At 70.7% G+C, this 25,337-nt stretch carries 27 protein-coding genes and 3 tRNA genes; 7 read left to right on the forward strand and 23 right to left on the reverse strand.

Annotation, left to right across the window (positions count from 1 at the left end; genetic code table 11):
* Positions 1 to 90 precede the first annotated feature (90 nt).
* From mutM to coaD, 5 genes are all read right to left on the reverse strand, one after another.
* Entirely contained in the window at positions 91 to 1,041 is a 951-nt protein-coding gene (gene mutM / locus E6A26_RS11630) for a bifunctional DNA-formamidopyrimidine glycosylase/DNA-(apurinic or apyrimidinic site) lyase (protein WP_136611363.1), read from the reverse strand.
* Positions 1,042 to 1,044: 3 nt separating this feature from the next.
* A complete protein-coding gene (gene rnc / locus E6A26_RS11635; protein WP_136611364.1) occupies positions 1,045 to 1,764 on the reverse strand; it encodes a ribonuclease III in 720 nt (239 codons plus the stop codon).
* Between the two features lie 19 nt (positions 1,765 to 1,783).
* Positions 1,784 to 1,987, reverse strand: a complete 204-nt coding sequence (gene rpmF / locus E6A26_RS11640; protein WP_136611365.1) for a 50S ribosomal protein L32 — start codon at positions 1,985 to 1,987, stop codon at positions 1,784 to 1,786.
* Between the two features lie 31 nt (positions 1,988 to 2,018).
* Positions 2,019 to 2,549 (reverse strand): YceD family protein, encoded by a 531-nt coding sequence (locus E6A26_RS11645; protein ID WP_136611366.1) that lies wholly within the window; start codon positions 2,547 to 2,549, stop codon positions 2,019 to 2,021.
* A 137-nt stretch (positions 2,550 to 2,686) separates the two neighbouring features.
* Entirely contained in the window at positions 2,687 to 3,175 is a 489-nt protein-coding gene (gene coaD, locus E6A26_RS11650) for a pantetheine-phosphate adenylyltransferase (RefSeq protein ID WP_136611367.1), read from the reverse strand.
* Between the two features lie 49 nt (positions 3,176 to 3,224).
* Between coaD and E6A26_RS11655 the strand changes: the two genes are divergently transcribed.
* Together E6A26_RS11655 and E6A26_RS11660 are read left to right on the forward strand one after the other, a co-directional pair.
* On the forward strand, positions 3,225 to 4,421 hold the full coding sequence (locus E6A26_RS11655; protein ID WP_234865383.1) for a pyridoxal phosphate-dependent aminotransferase: 1,197 nt from the start codon (positions 3,225 to 3,227) through the stop codon (positions 4,419 to 4,421).
* Positions 4,418 to 5,248 (forward strand): spermidine synthase, encoded by an 831-nt coding sequence (locus E6A26_RS11660; protein WP_136611368.1) that lies wholly within the window; start codon positions 4,418 to 4,420, stop codon positions 5,246 to 5,248. Before E6A26_RS11655 ends, E6A26_RS11660 begins: the two co-directional genes overlap by 4 nt.
* Here E6A26_RS11660 and E6A26_RS11665 read toward each other — a convergent pair.
* The 6 genes from E6A26_RS11665 to E6A26_RS11690 all read right to left on the reverse strand — a co-directional run bounded on the left by E6A26_RS11665 (position 5,245) and on the right by E6A26_RS11690 (position 10,785).
* Complete coding sequence (locus E6A26_RS11665) at positions 5,245 to 5,415, reverse strand: hypothetical protein (RefSeq protein WP_234865385.1); 171 nt, start codon at positions 5,413 to 5,415, stop codon at positions 5,245 to 5,247. The two genes, E6A26_RS11660 and E6A26_RS11665, sit on opposite strands and share 4 nt — an antisense overlap.
* 17 nt (positions 5,416 to 5,432) lie before the next feature.
* Positions 5,433 to 5,870 carry a hypothetical protein gene (locus E6A26_RS11670; RefSeq protein ID WP_136611370.1) on the reverse strand — a complete coding sequence of 146 codons (438 nt, stop codon included), beginning with the start codon at positions 5,868 to 5,870 and terminating at the stop codon, positions 5,433 to 5,435.
* Positions 5,867 to 6,490, reverse strand: a complete 624-nt coding sequence (gene rsmD, locus E6A26_RS11675) for a 16S rRNA (guanine(966)-N(2))-methyltransferase RsmD (protein ID WP_136611371.1) — start codon at positions 6,488 to 6,490, stop codon at positions 5,867 to 5,869. The genes E6A26_RS11670 and rsmD overlap by 4 nt, the downstream gene beginning before the upstream one ends.
* Positions 6,491 to 6,562: 72 nt before the next feature.
* Positions 6,563 to 8,794 (reverse strand): ATP-dependent DNA helicase RecG, encoded by a 2,232-nt coding sequence (locus E6A26_RS11680; RefSeq protein ID WP_136611372.1) that lies wholly within the window; start codon positions 8,792 to 8,794, stop codon positions 6,563 to 6,565.
* A complete protein-coding gene (locus E6A26_RS11685; protein WP_136611411.1) occupies positions 8,784 to 9,734 on the reverse strand; it encodes a DAK2 domain-containing protein in 951 nt (316 codons plus the stop codon). Before E6A26_RS11685 ends, E6A26_RS11680 begins: the two co-directional genes overlap by 11 nt.
* 34 nt (positions 9,735 to 9,768) lie before the next feature.
* Positions 9,769 to 10,785 carry a thiamine-phosphate kinase gene (locus E6A26_RS11690; RefSeq protein WP_136611373.1) on the reverse strand — a complete coding sequence of 339 codons (1,017 nt, stop codon included), beginning with the start codon at positions 10,783 to 10,785 and terminating at the stop codon, positions 9,769 to 9,771.
* A 72-nt stretch (positions 10,786 to 10,857) separates the two neighbouring features.
* Between E6A26_RS11690 and E6A26_RS11695 the strand changes: the two genes are divergently transcribed.
* On the forward strand, positions 10,858 to 11,499 hold the full coding sequence (locus E6A26_RS11695; RefSeq protein WP_136611374.1) for a DUF3515 family protein: 642 nt from the start codon (positions 10,858 to 10,860) through the stop codon (positions 11,497 to 11,499).
* Positions 11,500 to 11,587: 88 nt separating this feature from the next.
* Here E6A26_RS11695 and E6A26_RS11700 read toward each other — a convergent pair whose 3' ends face one another.
* The 6 genes from E6A26_RS11700 to leuC form a co-directional block, all read right to left on the reverse strand.
* The gene (locus E6A26_RS11700) at positions 11,588 to 12,793 is read right to left on the reverse strand and encodes a D-alanine--D-alanine ligase family protein (RefSeq protein WP_136611375.1); all 1,206 of its coding nucleotides are present in this window, start codon (positions 12,791 to 12,793) and stop codon (positions 11,588 to 11,590) included.
* A gap of 1 nt (position 12,794) precedes the next feature.
* Positions 12,795 to 13,817: an NAD(P)H-dependent glycerol-3-phosphate dehydrogenase gene (locus E6A26_RS11705; RefSeq protein ID WP_136611412.1), complete on the reverse strand. Its 1,023-nt coding sequence runs from the start codon at positions 13,815 to 13,817 to the stop codon at positions 12,795 to 12,797.
* 71 nt (positions 13,818 to 13,888) lie between these two features.
* On the reverse strand, positions 13,889 to 14,602 hold the full coding sequence (locus E6A26_RS11710) for a lysophospholipid acyltransferase family protein (protein WP_136611413.1): 714 nt from the start codon (positions 14,600 to 14,602) through the stop codon (positions 13,889 to 13,891).
* A gap of 74 nt (positions 14,603 to 14,676) precedes the next feature.
* The gene (murA, locus tag E6A26_RS11715) at positions 14,677 to 16,005 is read right to left on the reverse strand and encodes a UDP-N-acetylglucosamine 1-carboxyvinyltransferase (RefSeq protein ID WP_136611376.1); all 1,329 of its coding nucleotides are present in this window, start codon (positions 16,003 to 16,005) and stop codon (positions 14,677 to 14,679) included.
* A 139-nt stretch (positions 16,006 to 16,144) separates the two neighbouring features.
* Entirely contained in the window at positions 16,145 to 16,744 is a 600-nt protein-coding gene (gene leuD / locus E6A26_RS11720) for a 3-isopropylmalate dehydratase small subunit (protein ID WP_136611377.1), read from the reverse strand.
* Between the two features lie 37 nt (positions 16,745 to 16,781).
* The gene (gene leuC / locus E6A26_RS11725; RefSeq protein WP_136611378.1) at positions 16,782 to 18,212 is read right to left on the reverse strand and encodes a 3-isopropylmalate dehydratase large subunit; all 1,431 of its coding nucleotides are present in this window, start codon (positions 18,210 to 18,212) and stop codon (positions 16,782 to 16,784) included.
* Positions 18,213 to 18,331: 119 nt separating this feature from the next.
* On the opposite strand from leuC, the gene E6A26_RS11730 reads away from it, so the two are divergent.
* The gene (locus E6A26_RS11730; protein WP_136611379.1) at positions 18,332 to 19,051 is read left to right on the forward strand and encodes an IclR family transcriptional regulator; all 720 of its coding nucleotides are present in this window, start codon (positions 18,332 to 18,334) and stop codon (positions 19,049 to 19,051) included.
* A 38-nt stretch (positions 19,052 to 19,089) separates the two neighbouring features.
* Positions 19,090 to 19,626, forward strand: coding sequence for a DUF1697 domain-containing protein (locus E6A26_RS11735; RefSeq protein WP_136611380.1), 537 nt, complete (start codon positions 19,090 to 19,092; stop codon positions 19,624 to 19,626).
* Between the two features lie 231 nt (positions 19,627 to 19,857).
* Here the strand turns inward: E6A26_RS11735 and E6A26_RS11740 are convergent.
* The 6 genes from E6A26_RS11740 to E6A26_RS11765 all read right to left on the reverse strand — a co-directional run bounded on the left by E6A26_RS11740 (position 19,858) and on the right by E6A26_RS11765 (position 23,545).
* Positions 19,858 to 19,930: transfer RNA gene (locus E6A26_RS11740), tRNA-Glu, on the reverse strand.
* An 81-nt stretch (positions 19,931 to 20,011) separates the two neighbouring features.
* A tRNA-Glu gene (locus E6A26_RS11745) sits at positions 20,012 to 20,084 on the reverse strand.
* Positions 20,085 to 20,133: 49 nt separating this feature from the next.
* Positions 20,134 to 20,205, reverse strand: a tRNA-Gln gene (locus tag E6A26_RS11750).
* 221 nt (positions 20,206 to 20,426) lie between these two features.
* Positions 20,427 to 21,185, reverse strand: a complete 759-nt coding sequence (locus E6A26_RS11755) for an HAD family hydrolase (RefSeq protein WP_136611381.1) — start codon at positions 21,183 to 21,185, stop codon at positions 20,427 to 20,429.
* Entirely contained in the window at positions 21,178 to 22,701 is a 1,524-nt protein-coding gene (gene gltX, locus E6A26_RS11760; protein WP_136611382.1) for a glutamate--tRNA ligase, read from the reverse strand. The genes E6A26_RS11755 and gltX overlap by 8 nt, the downstream gene beginning before the upstream one ends.
* A gap of 67 nt (positions 22,702 to 22,768) precedes the next feature.
* The gene (locus E6A26_RS11765) at positions 22,769 to 23,545 is read right to left on the reverse strand and encodes a fumarylacetoacetate hydrolase family protein (protein ID WP_136611383.1); all 777 of its coding nucleotides are present in this window, start codon (positions 23,543 to 23,545) and stop codon (positions 22,769 to 22,771) included.
* Between the two features lie 130 nt (positions 23,546 to 23,675).
* Between E6A26_RS11765 and E6A26_RS11770 the strand changes: the two genes are divergently transcribed.
* Positions 23,676 to 24,218, forward strand: a complete 543-nt coding sequence (locus tag E6A26_RS11770; RefSeq protein WP_136611384.1) for a hypothetical protein — start codon at positions 23,676 to 23,678, stop codon at positions 24,216 to 24,218.
* A 166-nt stretch (positions 24,219 to 24,384) separates the two neighbouring features.
* Positions 24,385 to 25,221, forward strand: coding sequence for a hypothetical protein (locus E6A26_RS17760; protein ID WP_211129096.1), 837 nt, complete (start codon positions 24,385 to 24,387; stop codon positions 25,219 to 25,221).
* The last annotated feature ends 116 nt before the right edge of the window (positions 25,222 to 25,337 follow it).

The following is a 25,337-nucleotide window of genomic DNA, read 5'->3' on the forward strand; positions in this document are numbered from 1 at the left end:
GGGAGGATGGGTAGATGAGAGCGGCGGGCACAACCTGCGCGCAGGGCAGGCTGTGCGCCATTCTGCCACCACCACCCCGCGGATCCGCGGCTACCAGCGGGCGTTGCGTGGAGGCCGCTGGCAGTAGGGGCACCGGTAGGAGGACCGGTTCATGAATGATTCGCGGACCATGATGCTCGTCCGGCCGTCCTCGGCGCAGCGCGCGCACGGCTGCCCGGCCCGCCCATAGGCCGACAGCGAGCGGTCGAAGTAGCCGGACGCGCCGTTGACGTTGACGTAGAGGGAATCGAAGCTCGTCCCGCCGGCGTCGAGCGCCCGGGTCATGACGTCGCGCACGGCGTCGACGAGGCGCAGCGTCTCGGTCCGGCGCAGGGTGTCGGTGGGCCGGGCGTAGTGGAGACGCGCCGCCCAGAGCGCCTCGTCCGCGTAGATGTTCCCGATCCCGGAGACGAGGGTCTGGTCGAGCAGCGCCCGCTTGAGGCCGGTCCGGCGCGTGTGCAGCCGGGCGTGGAACGCCTCGGCGGAGAAGAACGGGTCGAGTGGATCCCGCGCGATGTGCTTGGCGTCGGCAGCGATGAGCGGGAGGGGGCGCGCGCCGTGGCCGCCCGGGCCGCCGTCGTAGGTCGGAACGAGAGGGACGACGGCGAGGCCCCCGAAGATGCGCTGGTCCACGAAGCGCAGCTCGTCCGGGAGCCCGGGCGCAGGCGAGAGCGTCAGGCGCACCTTGAGGTGCTTCTCATCCGGCTGGCCCGGGTCCTCGACGAGGAGCTGGCCGCTCATGCCGAGGTGGGCCAGGAGCGCCGTGTGGGGCGACCCGCCGTCGTCGGCCGTCGCGTCCGAAAGCGGGAGCCACAGGAACTTGCCGCGGCGCACCGCGTCGACCACCGTGGCGCCCTTAAGCTGGCCGCGGAAGTCCTCGCCGCCCAGCAGATGCCGGCGGAGCGAGCGGGGGTCACGGATTTCGACGGACTCGATGCGGCGCCCGGCGACCCATGTCGCGAGGCCGCGTCGGACGACCTCGACCTCGGGGAGCTCAGGCAAGGCCTACGCCGCTCCGCCTGAATCGTGCGCGCCGGCCGCGGCGGTCTCGGGGCCGAGGATCTTCCACGCGCTGGACGCGGACTGCTGCTCGGCTTCCTTCTTGGAATTGCCCGTTCCGGTCCCGTAGGCGACGCCGCCGATGAGGAGCGTCGCGGTGTACGTGCGGGCATGATCGGGGCCGTCGCCGACCACCGCGTAGTGGATGCTGCCGAGCTGGCGGTTCGCTGCGAGCTCCTGGATGTGCGTCTTCCAGTCGGTGCCGGCGCCGAGGACTGCGGCGTCCTCGAGCAGCGGGCCGACGAGCCTCACGACGAGGCAGCGCGCGTCCTCGAGGCCGTTGGAGATATAGGTGGCCCCGATGAGGGCCTCCATGGTGTCCGCGAGGATCGAGGACTTGTTCTTGCCGTTCGTGACCTTCTCGCCGTGGCCGAGGTAGATGCACTCGCCAACGCCGAGGCGACGAGCGATGCTCGCGAGGGCGCGGGTGCTCACGACGGCGGCGCGCCGCTTGGCCAGTTCGCCTTCCGACAGGTCGGGGTACACCCTGTACAGGTGGTCCGTCACGGAGAAGCCGAGGATCGAGTCGCCGAGGAACTCGAGGCGCTCGTTGGTGGGGATGCCGCCGTTCTCGTACGCATACGAGCGATGGGTCAAGGCAAGACGAAGCGTCTCGGCGTCGATATCGACGCCGAGACGCTTCAGAAGCTCATCGCGAGCAGGCATTTGGCGGCCCGACGGTCTGTCAGACGTCGGCGACCTTGCGGCCCTTGTACTCCATGAAGAGCGCAGTGCCGGCCGAGTCGGTCACGACCTTCGCCTGATGCGGAAGGCTGTAGGTCACACGGCCGTTCTCGACCGTCTTGATCAGGTTGGGCGCAGTCGCCTTCCACTGGGACCGGCGGGCGCGCGTGTTCGAGCGGGACATCTTCCGCTTGGGAACTGCCACGGCTAACTCATTTCTCTCTTAGGGCCAACACTTATTCATCTCGGTGCCGGTCGGGCCTAGCCAACTCAGCCAAGGCCGACCATCGCGGGTCAACGACCTCGTGATGATGGCCCGGCTCGTCTGCAAGTCGGATGCCGCATTCGGGGCAGAGCCCCGGGCAGTCCTCCCGGCACACCGGCTGGAACGGCAGCATGGTCACCACTGCGTCCCGCAACACCGGCTCAAGATCGATGGAATCGTGCTCGACTCGACGTTGCTCTTCCTCGTCTTCTCCCCCGGCGGACTCAGCGCCCTCGAAGGAGAAAAGCTCTTGCACATCGACCTCGAGGCTGTACTCGATGGCATCCAGGCACCGTCCACACTCGCCGGTTACATCGACGCGTGCGGTTCCCGATACCAGGATCCCCTCGTGGACAGACTCAAGCCGCAGATCGAGGTCCACGGGGGACCCCTCCTTGACGCCGATGAGCGCCACACCGAGCTCGCTCGGTGCGGGAACATGCTCTTCCAGTGTCCGCATTGTGCCCGGGCTTCGCCCGAGGTCCTTGACTTCGATGGTCAAGGGCGAACGTCCTTCGCGCTTAATGAGAACTCCTGTGGAACATAGACCGACAAACAATCCTAGCCTGTGTGGGGGCCAAGGCAAAAACGGAAGCGCCGTTCACGCAGCGCCGCCTCCCGACGCCGCTCGCGCGGCGCTCAGGACCCCGCACGCGGCGTCGTCGCGTCCAGCCTAGCGAGTACGGCGCGCGGCACATACTCGGACACGTCGCCGCCGAGGTCGTGGACCTCCTTGACGAGCGTCGAGGACAGGTGGACGTAGTGCGCCTCGGCGGGGAGGAACACCGTCTCGACCCCGGCCAGCTGGCGATTCATGATCGCCATGGGCAGCTCGTAGTCGAAGTCCGACGACGAGCGCAGGCCCTTGACGATCGCGGACGCGCCGCGCTGGCGGCAGTATTCGGCGAGCAGCCCCTCGCCCATGGGCTCGACGAGGATCCCGCTGATCGCCCCGAGCGTCCTGCGGGCCATCTCGATCCGCTCCTCGGTGGAGAACCGGTACTTCTTCGCGTAGTTGGTCGACACGGCGACGACCACCTCGTCGAACAGGTTCGCGGCGCGCGCGATGACTTCGAGGTGGCCGTTGTGGATCGGGTCGAAGGAACCGGGGCACACCGCGCGTCTCATGCTGTCAACATACCCGCTCGGCCCCGCAGGCGCTGGTTAGCATGGGCAGGTGACTTCCCCTTGGCAGCGGACGGCGGCCGGCGCGAACCTGCTCGGCGACGATGGGCGCCTCGGCGTGACGATCTTCGAGGAGATGACCGCCCTCGCGGTTCGGACCGGGGCCATCAACCTCGGCCAGGGCTTCCCGGACGAGGACGGCCCCGCGGAGATGAAGGAGGCCGCGCGCCGCGCGATCGCGGAGGGCTCGAACCAGTACGCGCCCGGCAAGGGCCTGCCGGTGCTGCGCCATGCCATCGCGGAGCACCAGTCTCGGTTCTACGGGCTCGAACCGGACCCCGAGGCTGAGGTCGTGGTCACGACCGGCGCCACCGAGGGCATCGCGGCGGCCGTGCTCGCGCTCGCGGAGCCCGGCGACGAGGTCATCACGTTCGAGCCCTTCTACGACTCGTACGGCGCGATGATCGGGCTCGCCGGCGCCAACCATGTCACGGTGCCGCTTCATGCGCCCCGCTTCCAGCCGGACCTGCGCGAGCTCGAGGCCGCATTCGGCCCGCGGACCCGCCTCGTGATCCTGAACAACCCGCACAACCCGACCGGGGCCGTGTTCGGGCGCGACGTGCTCGAGCGCGTCGTGGAGCTCGCCGCACGGCACGACGCCGTGATCGTCACCGACGAGGTGTACGAGCACCTGGTCTTCGGCGAGCCGCACATCCCGGTCGCGACGCTCCCCGGCGCGGCCGAGCGGACGCTCACGATCTCCTCGGCCGGAAAGACCTTCTCCTTCACGGGCTGGAAGATCGGCTGGGTCACGGGCCCCGAAGAACTCGTGGCCCGTGTGCGCACCGTCAAGCAGTTCACCACGTACAGCTCCGGGACGCCGTTTCAGGCGGCCGTGGCACTGGGCCTCGGGCTCCCCGACGAGTTCTTCGCGGGCGCGGCGGCGTCGCTCCGGCGCAAGCGCGACATTCTCGCCGACGGGCTGCGCCGCGCCGGCCTCACGGTCTATCTGCCGGACGGGACGTACTTCATCACGGCGGACACCGCCGCGATCGGCTTCGACGACGCCCTCGACCTCGCGCGCCGCCTCCCCGAACTCGTGGGCGTCGCCGCGATTCCCGTCTCCGTCTTCTGCCACGACGAGGGTGCGAAGCGCACGCGGTCGCTCCTGCGCTTCGCGTTCTGCAAGCGCGAGGACGTCCTCGACGACGCCGCGGCCAGGCTCGCGCGCCTCGGCGGGCTCGTGTGAGCGGCGGAACGGACGACGGCGGCCCCCGCCCCGGTGCGAGCCGGTACCTCGCGGGTCTGGGCACCCACGCGACGATCTCCCCGGACGAGCTCGTGCCCGGGGCGTATGTCCTCTCGATCGGCGGGTCCGAGCAGTCCCACGTGGACCTCGCCGCGCCGCGCCACGTCTTCTACGCCTACCTCCGCCGCATCGCGAACGTGCTCGACGTGCTCAAGCCGCCCGACGAACCGCTGCGCGTCCTCCATCTCGGCGCGGGGGCGCTCACTCTGGCGCGCTACGTCCAGGCGAGCCGAGAAGGGTCGCCGCAAGTCGCCGTCGAACGCGAGCGCGAGCTGCTCGGCTTCGTCCTCGACCAGCTCCCGCTCGCCCTGGGGACCGTCCTCGAAACCCGCATCGGCGACGCGCGGTGGGAGCTAGCGGACCTCGCGGACAGGGCGCCTTTCGATGCGATCGTCCTCGACGTCTTCTCGGGCCCCGGGGCGCCGAGCCATCTGTCGCATCGCGACTTCTACGCCGAGGCAGCCGCGCTGCTCGATCGGGACGGCGCCATGCTCGTGAACATCGGCGACGACCCGCCGCTGACGCTCGTGCGCTCGCAGCTCGCGGCCATGCGCACCGTGTTCCGCGAGGTCGCTGCGCTCAGCGAGCCCGACATGTTCGAGGCGAGGTTCCCCGGCAACTTCGTGGCCGTGGGCCTGCAGGTCCCGTGGCCGGAAGGGTGGAGCGACGCGCTGATCGCGGCGGGCCCGCACCCCACCGAGCTGCGCCGCGGCGTCGAGCTCGATGCGCTTGCCGGCAGCGGGCAGAGCGGCCGGCTGGACAGCTAGCTCGCGAGACGCTGTTCGGCGAGCCGCTTGACCCAGTCGGGCGTCTCGCGGTTGAGGCGCTCGTCGAGGGCGACGCGGAGCTTCGCGGCAGCGATTTGGACGCGGCGGTCTGAGGAGCCCGGGCGCCGCACGGGCAGCCTGGAGGCGCCGGCGTGCTTCGGTGTCACTTGAGGCCTCTCGTGGCTCATCGCTCCCCCGTTTCCTCGGGCCCGCCATTAGGACCGTCCCTCCCAGTATGGTCCGGATCCTCGTCGAGGCCCAGCTCATCGTCGAGATAGGCTTCCGCGGCCTCGGCGATCGGCTCGAGCCACACGGCATCGAGGAACATCAGTTCCTCGTCGCTGGCCACGAGCTCGCTCCGGGCGAGCGTCGCGAGAAGCTCGGTGCCGATGGCCTGCATCTGCGGGTCCGGGCTCACGGTCGCCGTGAGGGCCCATTCCGTGCGGCGCCAGAACTCAGCCCTTCGGTCGGCCTGGGCGCGCTGCCGGAGCGTCCAGAGGCCAACGAACGCCGCTACGACGGCCGTGGCAAACGTCCCAACGGGAGCGAACGAGGACACGATCTGCCACCACTGCGGCGCGTCCTGGACGCTTGCGGCAGCGACCTGCTCGAGAATCCTCATGTCTCCAAGCTAGGCGCAGGCTCCGACATTCCGGCGCTGCCCTGCCCCGCGGGCGCGGTCGGCTCGGCGAACCACAGGTGGGTCTCGCCGTACTTCCGATCGGCGTAGTGGGCGAGGCCGTCCGGCCAGGCCGGCTCGGGCGAGCGCGTCGAACGCTCGACGACGACGAGCGCGTCCGCGGCGAGGCGGGGGGCCACCGCGCCGAGCACGTCCGCGAGCTGCTCCTCACCGAGCGGGTACGGAGGATCCATGAGCACGAGGTCCCAGTGGGCCCCTAGCGGGACCTTCTCGAGGAACACCGAGACCTTGGAGCGCCGCACGGTAACGGCCCGGCGGCTCACGGCCTCGTTGACGGTCCGGGCATTGCGCTCGCACACCTGGGCGGCCTTCGCGTCCGCCTCCACGAGCTCGACCGTCGAGGCACCACGGCTCGCCGCCTCGACGCCGAGCGCCCCCGAGCCTGCGTAGAGGTCGAGGACGCGCGCGCGACTCAGCATGCCGAGAGCGTCAAGGCGGGAGAAGAGCGCCTCCTTGACCCGATCGGTCGTGGGGCGCGTGGCCGATCCCGGAACGGCAGCCAGCGGCACGCCGCCCGCGATTCCGGCGATGATCCGGGTCATGCCGCGCTCCCCTTCCGCACCCGATCCGTCCGTCTCGCCATCCGTCTCGCCATCCGTCTCGCGGTCTGGTTCTCAGCCACGCTCGAGGAACACCTCCCGCTCCGGGTCCAGATAGTCGTCGATCGCCGCGGCCAGCTCCGGGTGCCGCTCGAGCTCGGGGTCGTCCCCGACGAGCTCGAGGGCATCCTCGCGGGCGCGCGCGATGACGTCGCCGTCGCGGAGCACCCGCAGGAGCCGGAGCGTCGAGCGCCGGCCCGACTGGCTTGCGCCCAGGATGTCGCCCTCGCGCCGGAATTCGAGATCACGCTGCGCGAGCTCAAACCCGTCTGTGCTCGCCGCGACGGCCGCGAGCCGCTCTCGGCTCGGGTGGCCGGGCTCGAGCCGCGTGACGAGGAGGCACGTTCCGGCGTGCCCGCCGCGGCCCACGCGGCCCCGCAGCTGATGCAGCTGCGCGATGCCGAAGCGGTCCGCGTCGAGGATGACCATGAGCGTCGCGTTGGGGACGTCGACGCCGACCTCGACCACCGTCGTCGCGACGAGGACACCCGTCTCCCCCGAGGCGAAGGCTCGCATCGCAGCCGCCTTCGACTCCGTGTCGAGCCGGCCATGCAGGACGCCGACCTTCACGCCGTCGAGCGCCGGCTCGGCCTCGAGCTGCTCGACGATCTCCGTGACGGACACCGCCTGCGCCGGCTCGGGCGCCGCGAACGCCCCGCCCCACGTCGCCGCGTCGAGCGCGTCCAAGTCGTCCTCCCCCCGGTCGCCGGCTCCGATCGTGGGGCACACGACGTAGACCTGCCGCCCGGAGTCGACCTCTTCGCGGGCCCGCTGCCAGATGCGCCGCTCCCACAAGGGGTTCTCGACGAGGCCCACCGTGTGCGTGGCGATGGGCGATCGGCCCGCGGGGAGCTCGCGAAGGACAGACGTCTCGAGATCCCCGAAGACCGTCATCGCGACCGTCCGGGGAATGGGCGTCGCCGTCATGACGAGGAGATGCGGCGTTGCGAGGCTCTTGGCCCGGAGGGCGTCCCGCTGCTCGACTCCGAAGCGGTGCTGCTCGTCGACCACCACGAGGCCCAGATCCGCGAACTGCACGTTCTCGGACAGGAGCGCGTGGGTCCCGATGACGATGCCGGCCTGCCCGCTCGCGGCCGCGAGCAGGCTGCGCTTCTTCTCGGCGGCGGACTGCGAGCCCGTCAGCAGGGCGACCTCGACGCCGTCGTCACCGGCGCCGCCCAGGAGGCCCTCGCGCACGAGCGGCCCCAGCGTCGCGCGGATCGAGGCGTAGTGCTGGGACGCGAGGACCTCGGTGGGCGCAAGCAGCGCCGCCTGGCCGCCGTCGTCCACGACCTGGAGCATGGCGCGGAGGGCCACGACCGTCTTTCCCGAGCCGACCTCGCCTTGGAGCAGCCGGTTCATCGGGTGGGCCAGGGACAGCTCCTCGGCCAGGAGCTCGCCGACGCCGCGCTGGCCCGCGGTGAGCTCGAACGGGAGCCCACGGTCGAACGCGTCGAGGAGGCCGCCGCGGCGCGCCGGACTCGGGCGGGACGGGAGGGCCGCATGCTGGGCCCGCCGCCGCGCGAGCGCGGTCTGGAGCACGAGGGCCTCCTCGAAACGGAAGCGATCCTGCGCGAGGCGCCATTCGGCGTCGTTCTCCGGGACGTGGATCATCCGGTAAGCCTCAGCCGCGGACGGGAAGCGGTACTTCCGGAGCAGCAGCTCCGGGACCGGTTCCGGAAGCGACTCCAGATCGAACGCGCCCAGCACCGTCTCCATGGCCTTGGCGATGGTCCAGCTCGGCACCGCCGCCGTCGCGGGATAGACGGGGATCGGGCGACCCGCGAGCTTGGCGGCAGCCTCGGCGTCGAGCTCCTCCGGATCGAGCAGCTCATAGATCGGATTGGTGAGCTGGAGCCGCCCGCGATACATGCCCACGCGTCCGGAGAACATGGCCACCACGCCGCGCGTGAGCTGGCGCGACGCCTTGATGCCGTTGAAGAAAGTCAGCGAGAGCGTGCTCGGTCCGTTCGTCTGCCCGGGGCGGTCGCTCACGAGCACCTCGGTAATGCTCCCCTTGCGCTGGTTCATGCGCCGTGTCGAGGTGGAGACGACCTGCGCCACGAGTGTCACGTCCTCGTCGAACGGGAGCTCGCGGATGGGCGTGAGCTCGCCGCGCGCGAGGTAGCGGCGCGGGAAGTGCCCCAGGAGCTCCCCCGCCGTCGTGATTCCGAGCTGGTCGGCGAACTTCTTCCCGCTCCGCGCACCGATGAGCCGGTCGAGCCCGGTGCTGCGCTCAGCTCGCATGGTCGGGGCGGAGCTCGGTCAGCGAGATCCGCTCGGGCTCGCCGAGGCGACGGATCTCCGCGAGCGCGTCCTCTGGCTCGCGGACGTGGACGTGGACCCGCCAGCGGACGCAGCCCGAGTCCTCGTCGAGCGGACCGAGCGGGCTCATAATGACTGATTCGCCCAGCTCATCGAGACGGTGGCGGAGCCCGGCGGCGTCGAGCGGGCTGAGCGTAATGGTGCACATGAGCTCGACGCCCTGCGCGGCCGGCTGCTCCGCGTGGATGTGCGGATCCTGGACGTCGAAGCCGTGGAGCGCGTCGACGATCGGCTCGGCGAGCCCGACGCCCAGCACAGCGGCGCGGAGCGCGCCGAGCACGAGGAGCAGGCCGACCGCGCCCGCGTCCACGACGTTCGCATCGTGCAGGCTCGGGAGCTGGCCCTCCGTGTCGACGACCGCGGCCACCGCCGCGTCGACGACCGCGTCGAGCGTCCGCGCGAGGGCCGCGTTGCTGTGGGGCTTGTCGGCGTTCGCGTCCATGCCCGAGTTCGCGTCGGCCGCCGCGTCGGCCGCGGCTGCCAGGACGGACAGCATCGTCCCCTCGACCGGCTCGCTGAGCGCCGACCACGCCCGGATACGGCTGCGGTGCAGGGCTTCGGCGAGCAGCGGGCCGCTCAGCCGCGGCTGGCCCGCGAGGGGCACGGCGAACGCGTCGAGGAAGACGGCGAAGAGCGTCCCCGAGTTTCCGCGGGCCTCCTCCATCGCGGCGTGCCCGGCCGCGCCGATCACCGTGCCGAGGTCGGAGCTGTCACACTCGGCGGCCGCCTCCGACGCAGCCCGCGCCGTGAGGTAGAGGTTCGTGCCCGTGTCGCCGTCCGGCACCGGGAAGATGTTGATCGCGTTGAGCCGGTCGCTGTGGTTGGCCAGCACCGTCTCCGCCATGCCCAGCCAGCGGCGCATCGCGGCCGCGTTGGACGCCGGTTTGGCGGCGTTGTTAGCTGGCAAAGTGGTCCCATCCCCTCGTTGCCGCTGGATGTCCACCCACGGACACCCCGGGCGCCCCGCCGACGGCGGGCAACACCGAGCCTATCGCAGCGAACCCGTGCGGAAGCTGTGTTGCGGCGGGGAACGTCGCGAGGAGTCCGTGGTCCTCCCCGCCGCCGAGGACCCACTCGAGGGGGTCCACTCCGAGGACCTCGGCCGCGGCGACGAGGGGCGCGGCCTGGGCCGCGAGGGCCGTCGGATCGAGGTCGAGGCGGACACCGCTCGCCTCCGCGAGGCGCCCCCCGTCCCGCAGGAGCCCGTCGGAGAGGTCCATCAGCGCGGTGGCTCCCCCGCGCGCGGCCGCGGGACCGGCCTCGAGCGGCGGGACCGGGCGGCACTGCCGGCCCACGAGCTCGCGGAGCTCGGCGCCGAGCGACTCGTAGCTGGGGCCGCCCTCGAGCAGGGCGAGACCCGCGGCGGCGGGGCCGAGCGAACCGGCGACGGCGACCACGTCACCCGGGCGGGCGCCGCTGCGCAGCACGGCCTGGCGCCCGTCGAGGCTCCCCAGAACCGTCGCGGTGATCGAGAGCTCGCGGCCCCGTCCCAGGTCCCCGCCGGCCAGGGCACAGCGCGCCGCGCCGAGCGCCGCGACCGCCTCGGCGAGACCGTCGGCGACGCCTTCGACCCACTCGACGGGCGTGGCAGGCGGGAGCGTGAGGCTCACGACGATCGCCGTCGCGACCGCGCCCATGGCGTTGACGTCGCTGAGGTTCTGCGCGGCCGCCTTCCAGCCCACGTCGCGGCCGGTATGGCGGTAGCCGTTGGGCCACTCGAGCCGGAAGTCGGCGTCCTGGGTCTGCGTGTCGGTCGTGACGACGACCCGCCCGTCGGGGGCCGCAACGACGGCGGCGTCGTCGCCTGGGCCGAGCAGCGCGGGCGGTCCTCCGGCGAGCCGGGGAAGGATCCGTGCGAGGAGCTCCCCCTCGCTCAGCTCGCCGACCGTCGGTGTCAGGGGGAACGTGGGCACGGTCTCAGCCTAGTAGTCTTGAAAGGGCCGGGCCGCTCGCTCGGCACCCCCGAATCCGTCCCGAGGAGGACCATGCCTCGCAGCCGTCGCCGTGCGAACAGCCTCTCAACGGGCGCCGTACTGCGCGCTTCTGCGCTGGCGTTGGCCGTGGGTCTCACCGCCTCGCTCAGCGCATGCGGCACCGCCGTGTCCGTCGAGGCCGCCCCGGACGCCGCGAACCCCGCGTGCGCTCCCGAGATGATCGCGCTTCCGGACTCGATCGGCGACGCGGCGCTGCGGAAGACGACAAGCCAGGCGACCGCAGCGTGGGGCGACCCCTCCGCCGTCGTGCTCCGCTGCGGCGTCGCCTCGCCGGGGCCCACGACGGACCGCTGCGTGACCGTCAACGGCGTGGACTGGGTGATTCGCGAGGCTGGCCGGTCGCCGTCGGCCTCGGCGTCCGCGAGCCCGAGCGGCCCCGCCACCTCGGGAGCCGGGCCCCACCCCACGGCGTCGCCCTCGGCCTCGGCACCCGCTTCGCAAGGCACCGACACCGAGAACGGGACGTACGTCCTCACGACGTTCGGGCGCTCGCCCGCGACCGAGTTACTCCTCGACAGCTCGAAGATCAGCTCCGCGACGGTCCTGGCGACGCTCGCTTCGGCGGTCGCGAAGGTCCCCCAGACCGCGAAGTGCGTCGGGCAGGCCGAGGTGGCCCAGCTGCCGAAGGGCTGAGGCCCGCGGCGTCGCGAGGGCCTGCTGCCGGGCCCGGCACCCGCCGGGCGGCCCGGCGCGAACCGGCCTCGAGCCCAAGCCCCGGCGGCTAGCGCAGGCCCGTGGGCCGCTCGAGTGCGAGCTGGATGAGCTCGTCGATGAGGTCGTGGTAGGCAAGCCCGGTCGCCGCCCACATCTGCGGGTACATGCTGATGGGCGTGAATCCGGGCATCGTGTTGATCTCGTTGATCACGAGCTCGCCCTCGGGCGTGTAGAAGAAGTCCACGCGGCTCAGGCCCTCTGCGGAGACGGCGTCGAACGCGAGCGCCGCCTGCTCGCGAACGCGCGCGATGGCCTCCTCGGGAAGATCCGCGGGGCAGCTCAGCGCGGCGGCGTTGTCCTCGACGTACTTCGCCTCGAAGTCATAGAACGTGTGGTCGTCGCCCTGCACCACGATCTCGCCGGGGAGGGAGGTCCGCGGGGGCTCGGCGCCGTGGCCCTCGAGCACGCCGCACTCGATCTCCCGGCCCGTGATCGCGGCCTCGATGACCATCCGCAGGTCGTGCCGGCGCGCCTCGGCGATCGCGGCGTCGAGATCCTCCGGACGTTCGACGCGCGTGATCCCCACCGAGGAGCCCGCGCGGCACGGCTTGACGAAGACGGGGAAGCCCAGACGGCCGACGGCGGCGCGCACCCCCTCGGGGTCGCGGCGCCATTCCTTGTCGGTCACCGCGACATACGGACCCACGGTCAGGCCGGCGGCCTCGAACGCGACCTTCATGAAGTGCTTGTCCATCCCGACCGCCGACGCGAGCACGCCCGCGCCGACATAGCGGACGTCCGCGAGCTCGAGCAGCCCCTGGACCGTCCCGTCCTCTCCGAACGCCCCGTGCAGGAGCGGGAACACGACGTCGACCTCGCCCAGCTCGCGCGGGACCTCGTTGGGCCGGGTCACCACGAGGCCCGGGCGCCCGGGTCCGCCCGCGAGGCTCACGGTCTCGGAGCCGGCATGTACCTCGGGCATCTCGCCGGCGTTGAGCGCCCACTGCTGCCAGTTGCCGTCGGAGAGGACCCACTGGCCGTCCTTGGAGATGCCGATCGGCAGCACCTCGTACTTGGCCGCGTCGATCGCGTTCATGACGCCGGCGGCCGTCACGCAGCTCACGGCGTGCTCGCTCGAGCGGCCGCCGAAGAGGAGCGCGACGCGGACCTTGCGCCCGGGGCCGGGGCTCTCAGGACCGGTTCCCTCGGGGGCGGAGTTCTCGGGGCCGTTTCCCTCGGGGGCGCCGCGCTCGGAACCTGCAGTGTTGGACACGCTATTCGCCTTCCGATTTGAGCTCGCGAGCGAGCAGGAGCGTTTCAAGCTGGTCGACCTCGACCCTGCCGGCGAGAACGCCGACCACGGCCTCGGTGATGGGCATCTCGACGCCGACCCGCCGCGCGAGCTCGCGCACCGCCGGGGCCGACTTGATGCCCTCGGCGATCTGGGTCATGTGCTGGCCGAGCTCGTCCACGGTGAAACCCTGGCCGAGCAGCGTTCCTGCGGTGTGGTTGCGGGAGAGCTTCGACGCACACGTCGCGACGAGGTCCCCGAGCCCCGCGAGCCCGGACAACGTCTGGGCGTCGCCGCCGAGCGCCACCGCGAGGCGCGTCGTCTCGGCGAGGCCTCGCGTGATCACGGAGGCCTTCGTGTTGTCGCCCATGCCCTTGCCCTCGCAGATCCCTACGCACAGCGCAATGACGTTCTTGACGACCCCGCCGATCTCGGCGCCGACCACGTCAGTGGACGTGTACGGCCGGAAATAGGGTGCCGTGCAGGCGCGGGCGAGCCGCAGCGCGAGCGCCTGGTCCCCGCACGCGACGACGGAAGCGGTCGGCTCGCGCCGCGCGATCTCCATCGCGAGGTTGGGGCCGGAGAGGACGGCGATTCGCTCCGCGGGAACGCCGGCAACGTCGGAGATGACCTGGCTCATGCGCAGGTCGGAGCCGACCTCGAGGCCCTTCATGAGCGACATCACGACCGCGCCGGGCGGGATCAGGCCGCGCCAGGCCTCGAGCTGCGCGCGCAGCGACTGGGCGGGAACCGCGAACACCACGAGCTGGGCTCCGGCGAGCGCCTCGGCGGGATCGACGGTGGCCGTCACCGTGGCCGGCAGCTCGATGTCGCCGAGGTAGCGCTGGTTCCGGTGCCGATTGATGTCTGCGATCGTCTCCGGGTTGCGGCCCCAGATCCGGATGGTGCGCTCCACTCCGCTCGCCGCGGCGGCGTCCGCGAGGACCTTGGCGAACGTCGTGCCCCAGCTCCCGGCGCCGAAGACCGCGATGCTCGTGAGCTCCAGCTCGGCCTCACGGGCCGGCGAGCTCGCGGGCCCGGTCTCCGAGGCGCGCCCCACGGCGGTGACGTCAGCGCTCACGCGGGGATCCCGCCATCGTGCGTGGAGCCTTTCGCGCCGCGCTCGACGTCCCGGCCGTGCTTGGGCTGCTGGTGCGCCGACGGGTCCCACCGCTCCGCCGGGGCCTCCTCGCCCCGCAGCTCTGCGAGGAGCTCCGTGATGGCCGCCATGATCTTCTCGGTGGCCGCAACGAGAGTCGACTTGTCGAGCGGGCGGTCCTTGAACTCGCTCAGGTCCACGGGGTCGCCCACGAGCACGCGGACGTGCTTGCGCGGCCACGTGTACAGGCGCTTCGCGTAACGCGGGAAGAGCTCCTGGGCTCCCCAGTGGGCGATCGGAACGACCGGGGCGCCCGTCTTGAGGGCTAGCCGCGCGGCGCCGGTGTGGCCCTTCATGGGCCACAGGTCCGGATCGCGCGTGAGCGTGCCCTCGGGGTAGATGAGAATCGCGCCGCCCTCGTCGAGGACCTCCCGCGCGACTTCGAGGGACTGGCCCCCGCCGGCTCCGCTGCGGTCCACGGGGATCTGCTTCGTGCCCCGCATGATCTGTCCCACGACCGGGGGCTTGAACAGGCCCGCCTTCGCGAGGAAATGCGGAGGCCGCCCCATGTTGTACAGCATGTGCCCCACCACGAGCGGATCGATCTCGGTGCAATGGTTCGGGCAGGCGATGAAGCCGCCCTCGGGCAGGCGCTCGGTGCCGAGCCACCTCTTTCCGAGGAGGGCGTTCATGGTGGGCCTCACCACGCCCCCGGCGATCGCGAAGGCGATGCGCTCCCCGATCGACTCGGCCCGGACCGGACGGCTCACGCTGCACGCTCCTCGAGGTCGAACTGGGCTCCCAGGGCCTCCAGCTTGTCCGTGAAGTGCTCGTAGCCGCGTTTGATGACGTCCACGCCGGTCGCGCGGGACGTGCCCTCGGCCGCAAGGGCCGCGATGAGATGGCTGAACCCGCCGCGCAGATCCGGCACGTCGAACTCCGCGCCCTTGAGCTCCGCGGCGCCGGAGATGACGGCGGAATGCAGGAAGTTGCGCTGCCCGAAGCGGCAGGGAACGCTCCCGAGGCACTCGCGGTGCACCTGGATGGTCGCGCCCATGCGCCGGAGGGCCTCCGTGAAGCCGAATCGATTCTCATAGACGGTCTCGTGCACGATCGAGACGCCCTCGGCCTGGGTCAGCGCGACGACGAGCGGCTGCTGCCAGTCCGTCATGAAGCCCGGGTGCACGTCCGTCTCGACGACGAGCGGCGAGAGCTTGCCACCGCGATGGAAGAAGCGGATGCCGTCGTCGCCGATCTCAAGACCGCCCCCGACCTTCCGGAACGTGTTGACGAACGTCATCATGTCGCGCTGGAGCGCACCCTCGACAAAGATGTCGCCCTTCGTCACGAGGGCCGCGCAGCCCCACGACGCCGCCTCGTTGCGGTCAGGGAGTGCCGTGTGCGTGTAGCCCCCGAGCGAGGGGACGCCCTCGATCCGGATCGTGCGGTCGGACTGGATCGAGATGAGCGCGCCCATCTTCTGCAGGACGGCGATGAGGTCCACGATCTCCGGCTCGGTCGCCGCGCCCGTGAGCTCGGTGATGCCTTCGGCCTTGGTGGCGCTGAGCAGGACCTGCTCCGTCGCACCCACGCTCGGGTACGGGAGGGAGATCTTCGATCCCTTGAGGACCTTGGGCGCCGAGATGCTGATGCCGCCCGGGCGCTTGTCGACGACGGCGCCGAACTGGCGCAGGACTCCAAGGTGGTAGTCGATGGGGCGGTCGCCGATGCGGCAGCCGCCGAGGTCGGGGATGAAGGCCTCGCCGATGGCGTGGATGAGCGGCCCGCACAGGAGGATGGGGATGCGTGAATCGCCCGCGTGCGCGTCGATGTCGGCCACGTGTGCCGTGCGCGCGTTCGCGGGGTCCAGCGTGAGCTCGCCGCGCACTGCGTCCCGCTCGACCTCGACTCCGTGGAGTCGGAGGAGGCTCGTGACGACCTCGACGTCCTTGATGTCTGGGACGTTCCGGAGGGTAGAGGGCTCGTCGCCCAGCAGGGCCGCGACCATGGCCTTCGGGACGAGGTTCTTTGCTCCACGAACGGTCACCCGCCCCGAGAGCGGCACGCCGCCGCGGATGGTCAGGACACTGCTCATATGCATTGCTTCCTCACTGCTCGCCTGACCCACCGGACCGGCCACGGACCTGCTAAGCATAGAAGCTCCTCCGTGGCCCGGCGAATCCCGCAGCCGGGTGAGGGGAGGCTCGACCGGGTGGGCGGCCGGGCCTCCCGGCTCAGCCTCGGGCTGGGAGGGTGGTCGGTTTGAAGGAGGGCCTCTGGCCCTCGTAGGCCGCGATGTCCGCCTCGCGCTGGAGCGTGAGGCCGATGTCGTCGAGGCCCTCGAGGAGGCGCCAACGCGTGTAGTCGTCGATCTCGAAGGGGGCCACGAGGTTCCCGCACGTGACCGTCTTGGACTCGAGGTCCACCGTAATCTGGGTGCCGGGGTGGTTCTCGAGCTCCTTCCAGATGAGCTCGACGTCGTCCTGCGCCACGACGGCGGCAAGGAGCCCCTGCTTGCCCGAGTTGCCGCGGAAGATGTCTGCGAAGCGGGACGAGAGGACGGCCCTGAAGCCGTAGTCCTTGAGGGCCCACACGGCGTGCTCGCGCGACGAGCCGGTGCCGAAGTCCGGTCCGGCCACGAGCACCGAGCCCTGGTTGAAGGGCTCCTGGTTGAGGATGAACTGCTCGTCCTTGCGCCAGGACGCGAACAGGGCGTCCTCGAAGCCGGTGCGGGTGATCCGCTTGAGGAACACCGCGGGGATGATCTGATCCGTGTCGACGTTGCTCTGACGCAGCGGGACGCCGATGCCGGTGTGGGAGGTGAACTTCTCCATGGCTAACTCCGTATCGTTCGTGGCCGGGGCCCGCGGCTCAGGCGGCGCTCGTCGCGGCTGGGATGGGTTCGAGGTCCGACGGCGACGAGAGCGTTCCGCGGATGGCCGTCGCGGCGGCGACGACAGGAGAGACGAGGTGCGTGCGGCCGCCCTTGCCCTGGCGGCCCTCGAAGTTGCGGTTCGAGGTGGACGCGCAGCGCTCCCCCGGCGCGAGCTGGTCCGGATTCATCCCAAGGCACATCGAGCAGCCGGCAAACCGCCACTCGGCGCCGAACTCCTTGAAGACCCTGTCCAGGCCCTCAGCCTCGGCCTCGAGCCGCACGCGGGCCGAGCCCGGGACCACGAGCATGCGCACGTTCGGGTCCTTCTGCCGGCCGCGGACGATGTCGGCCGCGGCGCGCAGGTCCTCGAGGCGCGAATTCGTGCACGAGCCGAGGAAGACGGTGTCCACGCGGATGTCCTTCATGGCCGTGCCGGGGGCGAGGTCCATGTACTGGAGGGCGCGGCGGGCGGCGGACTTCGAGTTCTCGTCGCCGAAGGAGTCCGGGTCCGGGACCGCCTCGGAGAGCGAGACGCCCTGACCCGGGTTCGTGCCCCACGTGACGAACGGCTCGAGCTCGTCCGCGTCGAGGAAGACCTCGGCGTCGAAGACGGCGTCCTCGTCGGTGTGCAGGGTGTTCCAGTATTCGACGGCGGTATCCCACTCAGCTCCCTGCGGGGCGTGCGGGCGGCCCTTCATGAATTCGTACGTGGTCTCGTCCGGGGCGACCATGCCGGCGCGGGCGCCGGCCTCGATCGACATGTTGCAGATGGTCATGCGCGCCTCCATCGAGAGCGCGCGGATCGCGGAGCCACGGTATTCGAGCACGTAGCCCTGGCCGCCGCCGGTGCCGATCTTGGCAATCACGGCGAGGATGATGTCTTTGGAGCTCACGCCCGGCTTGAGCGTGCCCTCCACCGTGATAGCCATGGTCTTGAAGGGCTTGAGCGGGAGCGTCTGGGTCGCCATGACGTGCTCGACCTCGGACGTGCCGATGCCCATCGCGAGCGCGCCGAACGCGCCGTGCGTCGATGTGTGCGAGTCGCCGCACACGATCGTCAGGCCCGGCTGCGTCAGTCCCAGCTGGGGGCCCACCACGTGGACGATCCCCTGTTCCTTGTCGCCGAGCGAGTGGAGACGCACCCCGAACTCCTTGCAGTTGGCGCGCAGGGTCTCGATCTGGGTACGGCTCGTGGGGTCCGCGATCGGCTTGTCGATGTCGAGCGTCGGGGTGTTGTGGTCCTCGGTCGCGATGGTGAGGTCGGGGCGGCGCAGCGGGCGGCCGGCGAGGCGGAGCCCCTCGAACGCCTGCGGCGACGTCACCTCGTGCACGAGGTGAAGGTCGATGTAGAGGAGGTCGGGCTGGCCGTCTTCGCCCTTGCGCACCACGTGCGCGTCCCAGACCTTCTCGGCCAAAGTGCGTCCCATGGCCAGCTCCCTTCGATTCCGTGCGCCTCCAAGCGCCTCTTCACCAGTCCAGCAGGCGCCCCGGATCGGGGCCAGTCCGTCGACTTGCATCTCAGATATTGAGACGGCAATATCAACCTATGGACAATTCTAGTGGCGTCGGCGTGATCGACAAGGCCGCCATGGTGCTCGACGCCCTCGAGGCCGGCCCGACGACCCTCGCGCAGCTCGTCGCCGCCACGGGCCTGGCCCGACCCACCGTGCACCGCCTCGCTCTCGCCCTCGTCCACCACCGACTCGTGGCGCGCGATATCCAGGGGCGCTTCGTGCTCGGCTCGCGGCTCGTCGAACTCGCCTCGGCGGCCGGCGAGGACCGCCTCATCGCCGCTGCCGGACCCATTCTCGTCCAACTGCGCGACGCGACGGGCGAAAGCGCGCAGATCTTCCGCCGCCAGGGTGATTGGCGCGTGTGCGTCGCCTCTGCCGAGCGCCCAGTGGGCCTCCGCGACACGATTCCGGTCGGCACGCAGCTCACCATGAAGGCCGGCTCGGCGGCCCAGGTGCTCGTCGCCTGGGAGGACCACGACCGGCTCCTTGAGGGGCTCAACAATGCGCGCTTCACGCCGACGGTCCTGGCCGGCGTACGACGGCGGGGCTGGGCCCAGTCGCTCGGCGAACGCGAGCCGGGGGTCGCCTCGGTGTCCGCGCCTGTGCGCGGGCCGTCCGGCCGGGTCATCGCGGCAGTCTCGATCTCCGGGCCGATCGAACGCTTGACCCGCCAGCCCGGCCGTCAGCATGCTGAGGTGGTCTGCGGCGCGGCGCGGCTCCTCAGCGAGGCGCTGCGCAAGGCCAACGACTGAGACCCGCCCCAGGAACCCGAGTCACCCGAGGAGACCAAGTGACCGCCTACGCCGTATTCCTCCGAGGGGTCAACGTGGGCGGGATTAACCTCAGGATGGCGGACGTCAAGACGGCCCTCTCCGAGCTGCCCGTCACGGACGTCTCGACGCTCCTCGCGAGCGGGAACGCGGTACTGCGCTCGGATCTCGACGCGGACGAGCTCAAGGAGGCGGTCCAGGGCGCGCTCCGGAAGTCCTTCGGGTACGACGCATGGGTCATCGTCATGACGGCGGACGACGTCGACGCGACCGTGGGTGCGTGCACCTACCCTCCCGATGACGAGACCACCCATGCGTACGTGACGCTCTCCACGGATCCCTCCGTGCTCGACGAGCTCTGGGAGCTGGCGGAGGGCGGCGGCACCGAGCACACGCGCCTCTCCCCCGTCGCGACGGCCTGGCTCGCACCCGTGGGCGGAACGCTCGACAGCACGATGGGCGAGGCGACCGGCAAGGCCAAGTACAAGGCCACGACCACGACGCGCAACCTCCGCACGCTGCTGAAAGTCCAGTCCGCCCTGGCCAAGCTCCCCTGACCGTCTCGGGTACACCAACTCCCACACAGACACGTCTCGGGTACACCAACTCCCGCCCTTGGCCATCTCGGGTACAGATCACCTGTACCCGAAACGTTTCTGGGCCGGATTATCTGTACCCGAAACGTTTCTGGGCAGGATTATCTGTACCCGAAACGTGTCTGGGCCGGATTATCTGTACCCGAAACGCAGAACACCCCCGGTCCGAGGACCGAGGGTGTTCTTCTGCAGTGACCCCAGCGGGATTCGAACCCGCGTTACCGCCGTGAGAGGGCGGCGTACTAGGCCTCTATACGATGGGGCCGCACACTGCACCTTCCGTAAAGAAGGCATTACCTTCCCAAAGAAGGCATTGAGAAAGTCCGGCGCAGAACGCCGAACTTCGTGACCCCAGCGGGATTCGAACCCGCGTTACCGCCGTGAGAGGGCGGCGTACTAGGCCGCTATACGATGGGGCCGCGCACTTTACCGACCGTCAGGCCGCGACTCGATCGCGGACATCAGGAGCTGGGATACCAGGACTCGAACCTAGAATGACGGTACCAGAAACCGTAGTGTTGCCAATTACACCATATCCCAAGGTGTCTGCCGGGTCAGGGCTCCTCGGACTGCCGTCCGGTTCGCTCCGTGCCCCTCAGCACGAGTAATTACTCTACTGGATCGCGAGCCACGCTGCCAAATCGGCAGGGGCCCGGCGTGGCGTCCGCCGTGCCGCGATTCGAGATACCCAGGCCTGCGGATCCCAGCAGGTTTCGGCGGGGGCTGACAAGCCCGCGAACGCCAACCGGCAGCTCCCCTGGCTAGGTGATGCCGATGAGGGCGGGGAGCTCCCCAAGCCCCGTGATCTGCTCGGCCACCGAGCCGGCCACATCCTCGGGGAGGGCCCGCCCCGAGCGGTTGAGCCAGATGCCGCGGAGGCCGGCGCTGGCTGCACCGATGACGTCGTGGCGAGGGTTGTCGCCGACGTAGACGGTGGCCTCGGCGGCCGTCCCCAGGAGGCGAAGTCCCTCACGGAAGATCGCGGGATCAGGCTTCGCGGCGCCGACCGCGTCGATGCCCACGAGGACCCTGATGCGGCCCAGGCCAGCTGTATCGAGCTTGGCGCGCTGGTAGTCGTGCACGTTGTTGCTCACGGCGCCGTACGGAACCCCGGCGGCGTCGAGCGCGTCGAGGAGGGGGACGACGTCCTGGAACGCGCGGACGTAGTTCGGCTGCGCGGCCTCGTAGGCGCCGAGCCACGCAAGAGCGGCCGCGCCGTCCACGAAGGCCGTGCCGGCGTTCGCGAGGCAGCGCTCGGCGCGCTGAACCCGCTGCTCGGCGAAGGTGATCTCGCCGGCCACGTAGCGGTCGTAGATGTCATCCGAGCCTCGCGTGAACATGAGGCAGAATTCGGTCCAGCCGGCCTCGGTGAGCGCCGCGTACGGCGCGGTGACCTCGCGGAGCGCCTGATGCATCGCGCCCTCGAGGTCCACGAGCGTCTCGTCGATGTCGAGCAGGACCCCGGCGACCGTACCGTGCGACGGCCGGCCGGCCGCCGGCGCCAAGACCGAATCAGCCATGGAACGCCTTGAGCCGCGCGAGCGACGAATCCTTGCCGAGGATGACCATGGACTCGAAAAGCGGCGGGGAGACCCGTCGACCCGAGACAGCAGTGCGGACCGGCCCGAACGCGAGGCGCGGCTTGATGCCGAGCCCCTCCACGAGCGCCGCGCGCAGCGCGTCCTGGATCGCCTCGGCGGTCCAGTCCTCGAGCGGCTCGAGGGCCGCAATGGCCGCGCCGACCACGTCGGCGACGTTCTCCGGGAGCCCCTTCCGCCCGTCGTCCTCCACCTCGATCGCCGAGTCCTCCGCGAAGAGGAAGCCAATCATTCCGGGCGCCTCGCCCAACAGTGTGATGCGCTCCTGGATGAGCGGGGCCGCCTCCGTGAGAATCGCCTCCTCGCGCGGAGTCAGGGTCTCCCCCACCACGTGGGCCGCGCGAAGGTACGGCACGAGTCGATCGCGGAAGTCCGCGGGCTCGAGGAGCCGCACGTGCGTTCCGTTGATGGCCTCGGCCTTCTTCTGGTCGAACCGCGCGGGGTTCGGCAGGACCGAGGAGATGTCGAAGTTCTCGACGAGCTGCTGGACCGTGAAGATGTCCTCGTCCGCGGACAGCGACCAGCCCAGGAGCGCGAGGTAGTTGAGCAGGCCCTCCGGGATGAAGCCGCGGTCTCGGTGGTGGAAGAGATTCGACTGCGGGTCGCGCTTCGAGAGCTTCTTGTTGCCCTCGCCGAGGACGTACGGGAGGTGCCCGAAGAGCGGCATGTAGGAGGCCACGCCCACGGCGTGGAGCGCGTGGTACAGCGCGACCTGGCGCGGGGTCGAGGAAAGCAGGTCCTCGCCGCGGAGCACGTGCGTGATGCCCATGAGCGCGTCGTCGACCGGGTTGACGAGCGTGTAGAGCGGCGAGCCGTCGGCGCGGACCACGACGAAGTCGGGGACGCTCCCGGCCTTGAAGGTGATCTCGCCGCGGATGAGGTCGTTGAACACGACGTCCTCCTCCGGCATGCGGAAGCGGAGCACGGGCTCGCGGCCCTCGGCGCGGAACGCGGCGACCTGCTCGGCCGTGAGGTCGCGGTCCGAGTTGTCGTACCCGAGCTTCGGGTCGCGGCCCGCGGCGCGGTGGCGTGCCTCGATCTCCGCCGGCGTCGAGTACGACTCGTAGAGGAAGCCCGCGTTCTTGAGCTTCGCGGCGACGTCCTTGTAGAGGTCGAGGCGGCGGGACTGCCGGTAGGGCTCGTGCGGGCCGCCCACTTCGATGCCCTCGTCCCACGTCAGCCCGAGCCACTTGAGGGCCTCGACGATCTGCTGGTAACTCTCCTCCGAGTCGCGCTGCGCGTCCGTGTCCTCGATCCGGAACACGAACGTCCCACCCGTGTGACGCGCGTAAGCCCAGTTGAACAGGGCCGTGCGGATCAGGCCGACGTGCGGGGTGCCCGTGGGCGACGGGCAGAAGCGCACGCGGACAGGGGTGTCCGGGGTGACGGTGGGGATCTGATCGGCAGGGTTCAGCGCGGTCGCGGCGGAGGAAGTCATAGTGACCCCATTCTAGGCCGCGAGACGGCGCCGCTTCCCGCGTGGGCGCTTGCGGCGCCAGCTGGCCTCAGCGGCGCACGACGGGGTTGGTCAGTGTGCCGATGCCCTCGATCTCAACCTCGACCCGGTCCCCCTCCTGCACGAGCCCGACGCCCGCAGGGGTCCCGGTCATGATGACGTCGCCGGGGAGGAGGGTGAAAGCCTGTGACACCGCGGAGACGAGCTCGCGCACGCCGAAGACCATGTCCGCCGTCGTGCCGTCCTGCACCACTGTTCCGTTGAGGCGCGTCACGACCGAGAGGTCCTCGGGGTCGAGCTCAGTCTCGATCCACGGGCCGAGCGGCGACGACGTGTCGAACGACTTCGCGCGGGCCCACTGCACGTCCGCCCGCTGCTTGTCACGCGCAGTGAGGTCGTTGCCCACCGTGTAGCCGAAGATCACGTCCTCGACCTTCTCGGCCGGGACGTCCTTGCAGATCCTGCCGATGACCACGCACAGCTCGCCCTCGTAGGAGACCTCGTCGCTCCAGTCAGGGAGCACCACCGGATCGCCGGGGCCGACGACGGCGGTGTTCGCCACGAGGAACATGGCCGGCTCGGTCGGGAGCTCGTTGCCCATCTCCTTCGCGTGGTCGGCGTAGTTGCGGCCGATGCCCACGATCTTGCTGCGAGGGATGATCGGCGCGACGAGCCGCACGTCCTCAAGCCGGTGCACCTGCCCGGTCGGCGTGATGCCCTGAAAGAACGGGTCGCCCTTGATGACGGCCACTTGCTCCTCGCCGGGGTCACCCTGGACCACGCCGTAGACGGGCTCGGACTCAACAACAAATCGGGCGATACGCATGGCTCCCACCCTATCGCGGCGCGTGCGCGAGACCCGCTCTCGGCCGACCTTGACCGAGCCTCGAACTGCCGCCACACTTTCAGAACCCAAGGGCACCGGTCCACGTCCGCCCGGGGCCAGGGGTGGGGTCATGGCTTCTAGACGGCGCATCGCCGCGATCGCAGCGGCGCTCGGCGCACTACTGACGACGACGGCGTGCGGCGCCGCGTCTTTCGGCGCGCCTGAGGCAGTGCCTGCGGGAGTCGAGACGGTCATTGACCACGCCGTGAACGACCGCGCCCAGACAGCCCTCGAGGTTCCGACGTCTTCGCCGGCACTGACCCCGGACAGCACCACCGATCAGTTCAAGGCCGGCTGGGCACGGGCCGTGGCGCGGATTCAGGAGTCCAAGAAGGGGTTCAGACTCAAGGGCTTCACGTACATCAGCACATCGTCAAGGATTTCGGTGACGTCGTGGACCACGGCCGGGGACACCGGTCGCGCCCATTTCACCGAGGCCACGACGCTTTACCTGGCCTCGGCCACGAGCGGCCCGAGCGCTGTTCCGACTGAATACACGGCGAATGAGACGGCGACATTCAAACGCACGAACCACGGGTGGGTCCTCGACAGCATCGTGTCGGACGAGGGCCAACACGGCCAGCCCATGGCTGAGGTCGACATCTCGTCCTGACCCTCTGGTATCCCCCAACGCCCCCACTCATCAGAACAGCACCGCTCGGATGCCCAATGCGGCAGTCCGGTGGAAAATCAGTTCTATGGGCGGATCGATGGGCGACCGCCGGGACAGCGTCCCGCGCGCCGTGATTCCTCCCGCCGCGGCGCGGATTCCACCATCCATGACTCCGATAGCCGCGGCTCCTGAGCCGTTCGGTGCCTATACCTTGAGCACAGGCACCGGCGCCGGCACCCGCGGAAGCTGGACCGGCGCCGGCACCCGCGGAAGCTGGACCGGGGCAGGCACCGGCGGAGGCGAGACCGGCGCAGGAACGGGCGGCGGCACCGGCGCAGGCACCGGCGGAGGCGGGACCGGCGCAGGAACGGGCGGCGGCACCGGCGCAGGCACCGGCGGAGGCGGGACCGGCGCAGGAACGGGCGGCGGCACCGGCGCAGGAACGGGCGGCGGCACCGGCGCAGGCACCGCCGGCGCCGGCACAGGAGCAGGAACCGGCGGAAGCGGGACCGGCGCAGGAACGGGCGGCGGCACCGGCGCAGGAACGGGCGGAGGCGGGACCGGCGCCGGAACGGGCGGCGGCACCGGCGCAGGCACGGGCGGCGCCGGCACAGGAGCAGGAACCGGCGGAAGCGGCACCGGCGCAGGCACGGGCGGCGCCGGCACAGGAGCAGGAACCGGCGGAAGCGGCACCGGCGCAGGAATGGGCGGAGGCGGGACCGGCGCAGGAACCGGCGGCGCAGGCACCGGCGCAGGAACCGGCGGCGCAGGCACCGGCGCAGGCACCGGTGGAAGCGGCACCGGCGCAGGCACCGGCGGAACTGGAACGGGCAAAGGCACCGGCGGGACCGGCACGGGCGCAGGCACCGGCGGAACCGGCACGGGCGCAGGCACCGGCGGAACCGGCACGGGCGCAGGCACCGGTGGAAGCGGCACGGGCGCAGGAACCGGCGGAACCGGAACAGGAGCAGGCACCGGCGGAACTCGCCGCCGTTCGATGTGACCAGGGCGCGCGCGAATCTGCAGCAAGGCAGTCGCCTTGAATCTGAACTACCTCCGAGAGGCTTACGAGGTGGGCGCGGGACGCCACCTGAAGGAAATGCCGAGGGACCGAACGAC

The organism is Sinomonas albida, from assembly GCF_004919045.1.
In the GTDB taxonomy this organism is placed as follows: domain Bacteria; phylum Actinomycetota; class Actinomycetes; order Actinomycetales; family Micrococcaceae; genus Sinomonas; species Sinomonas albida.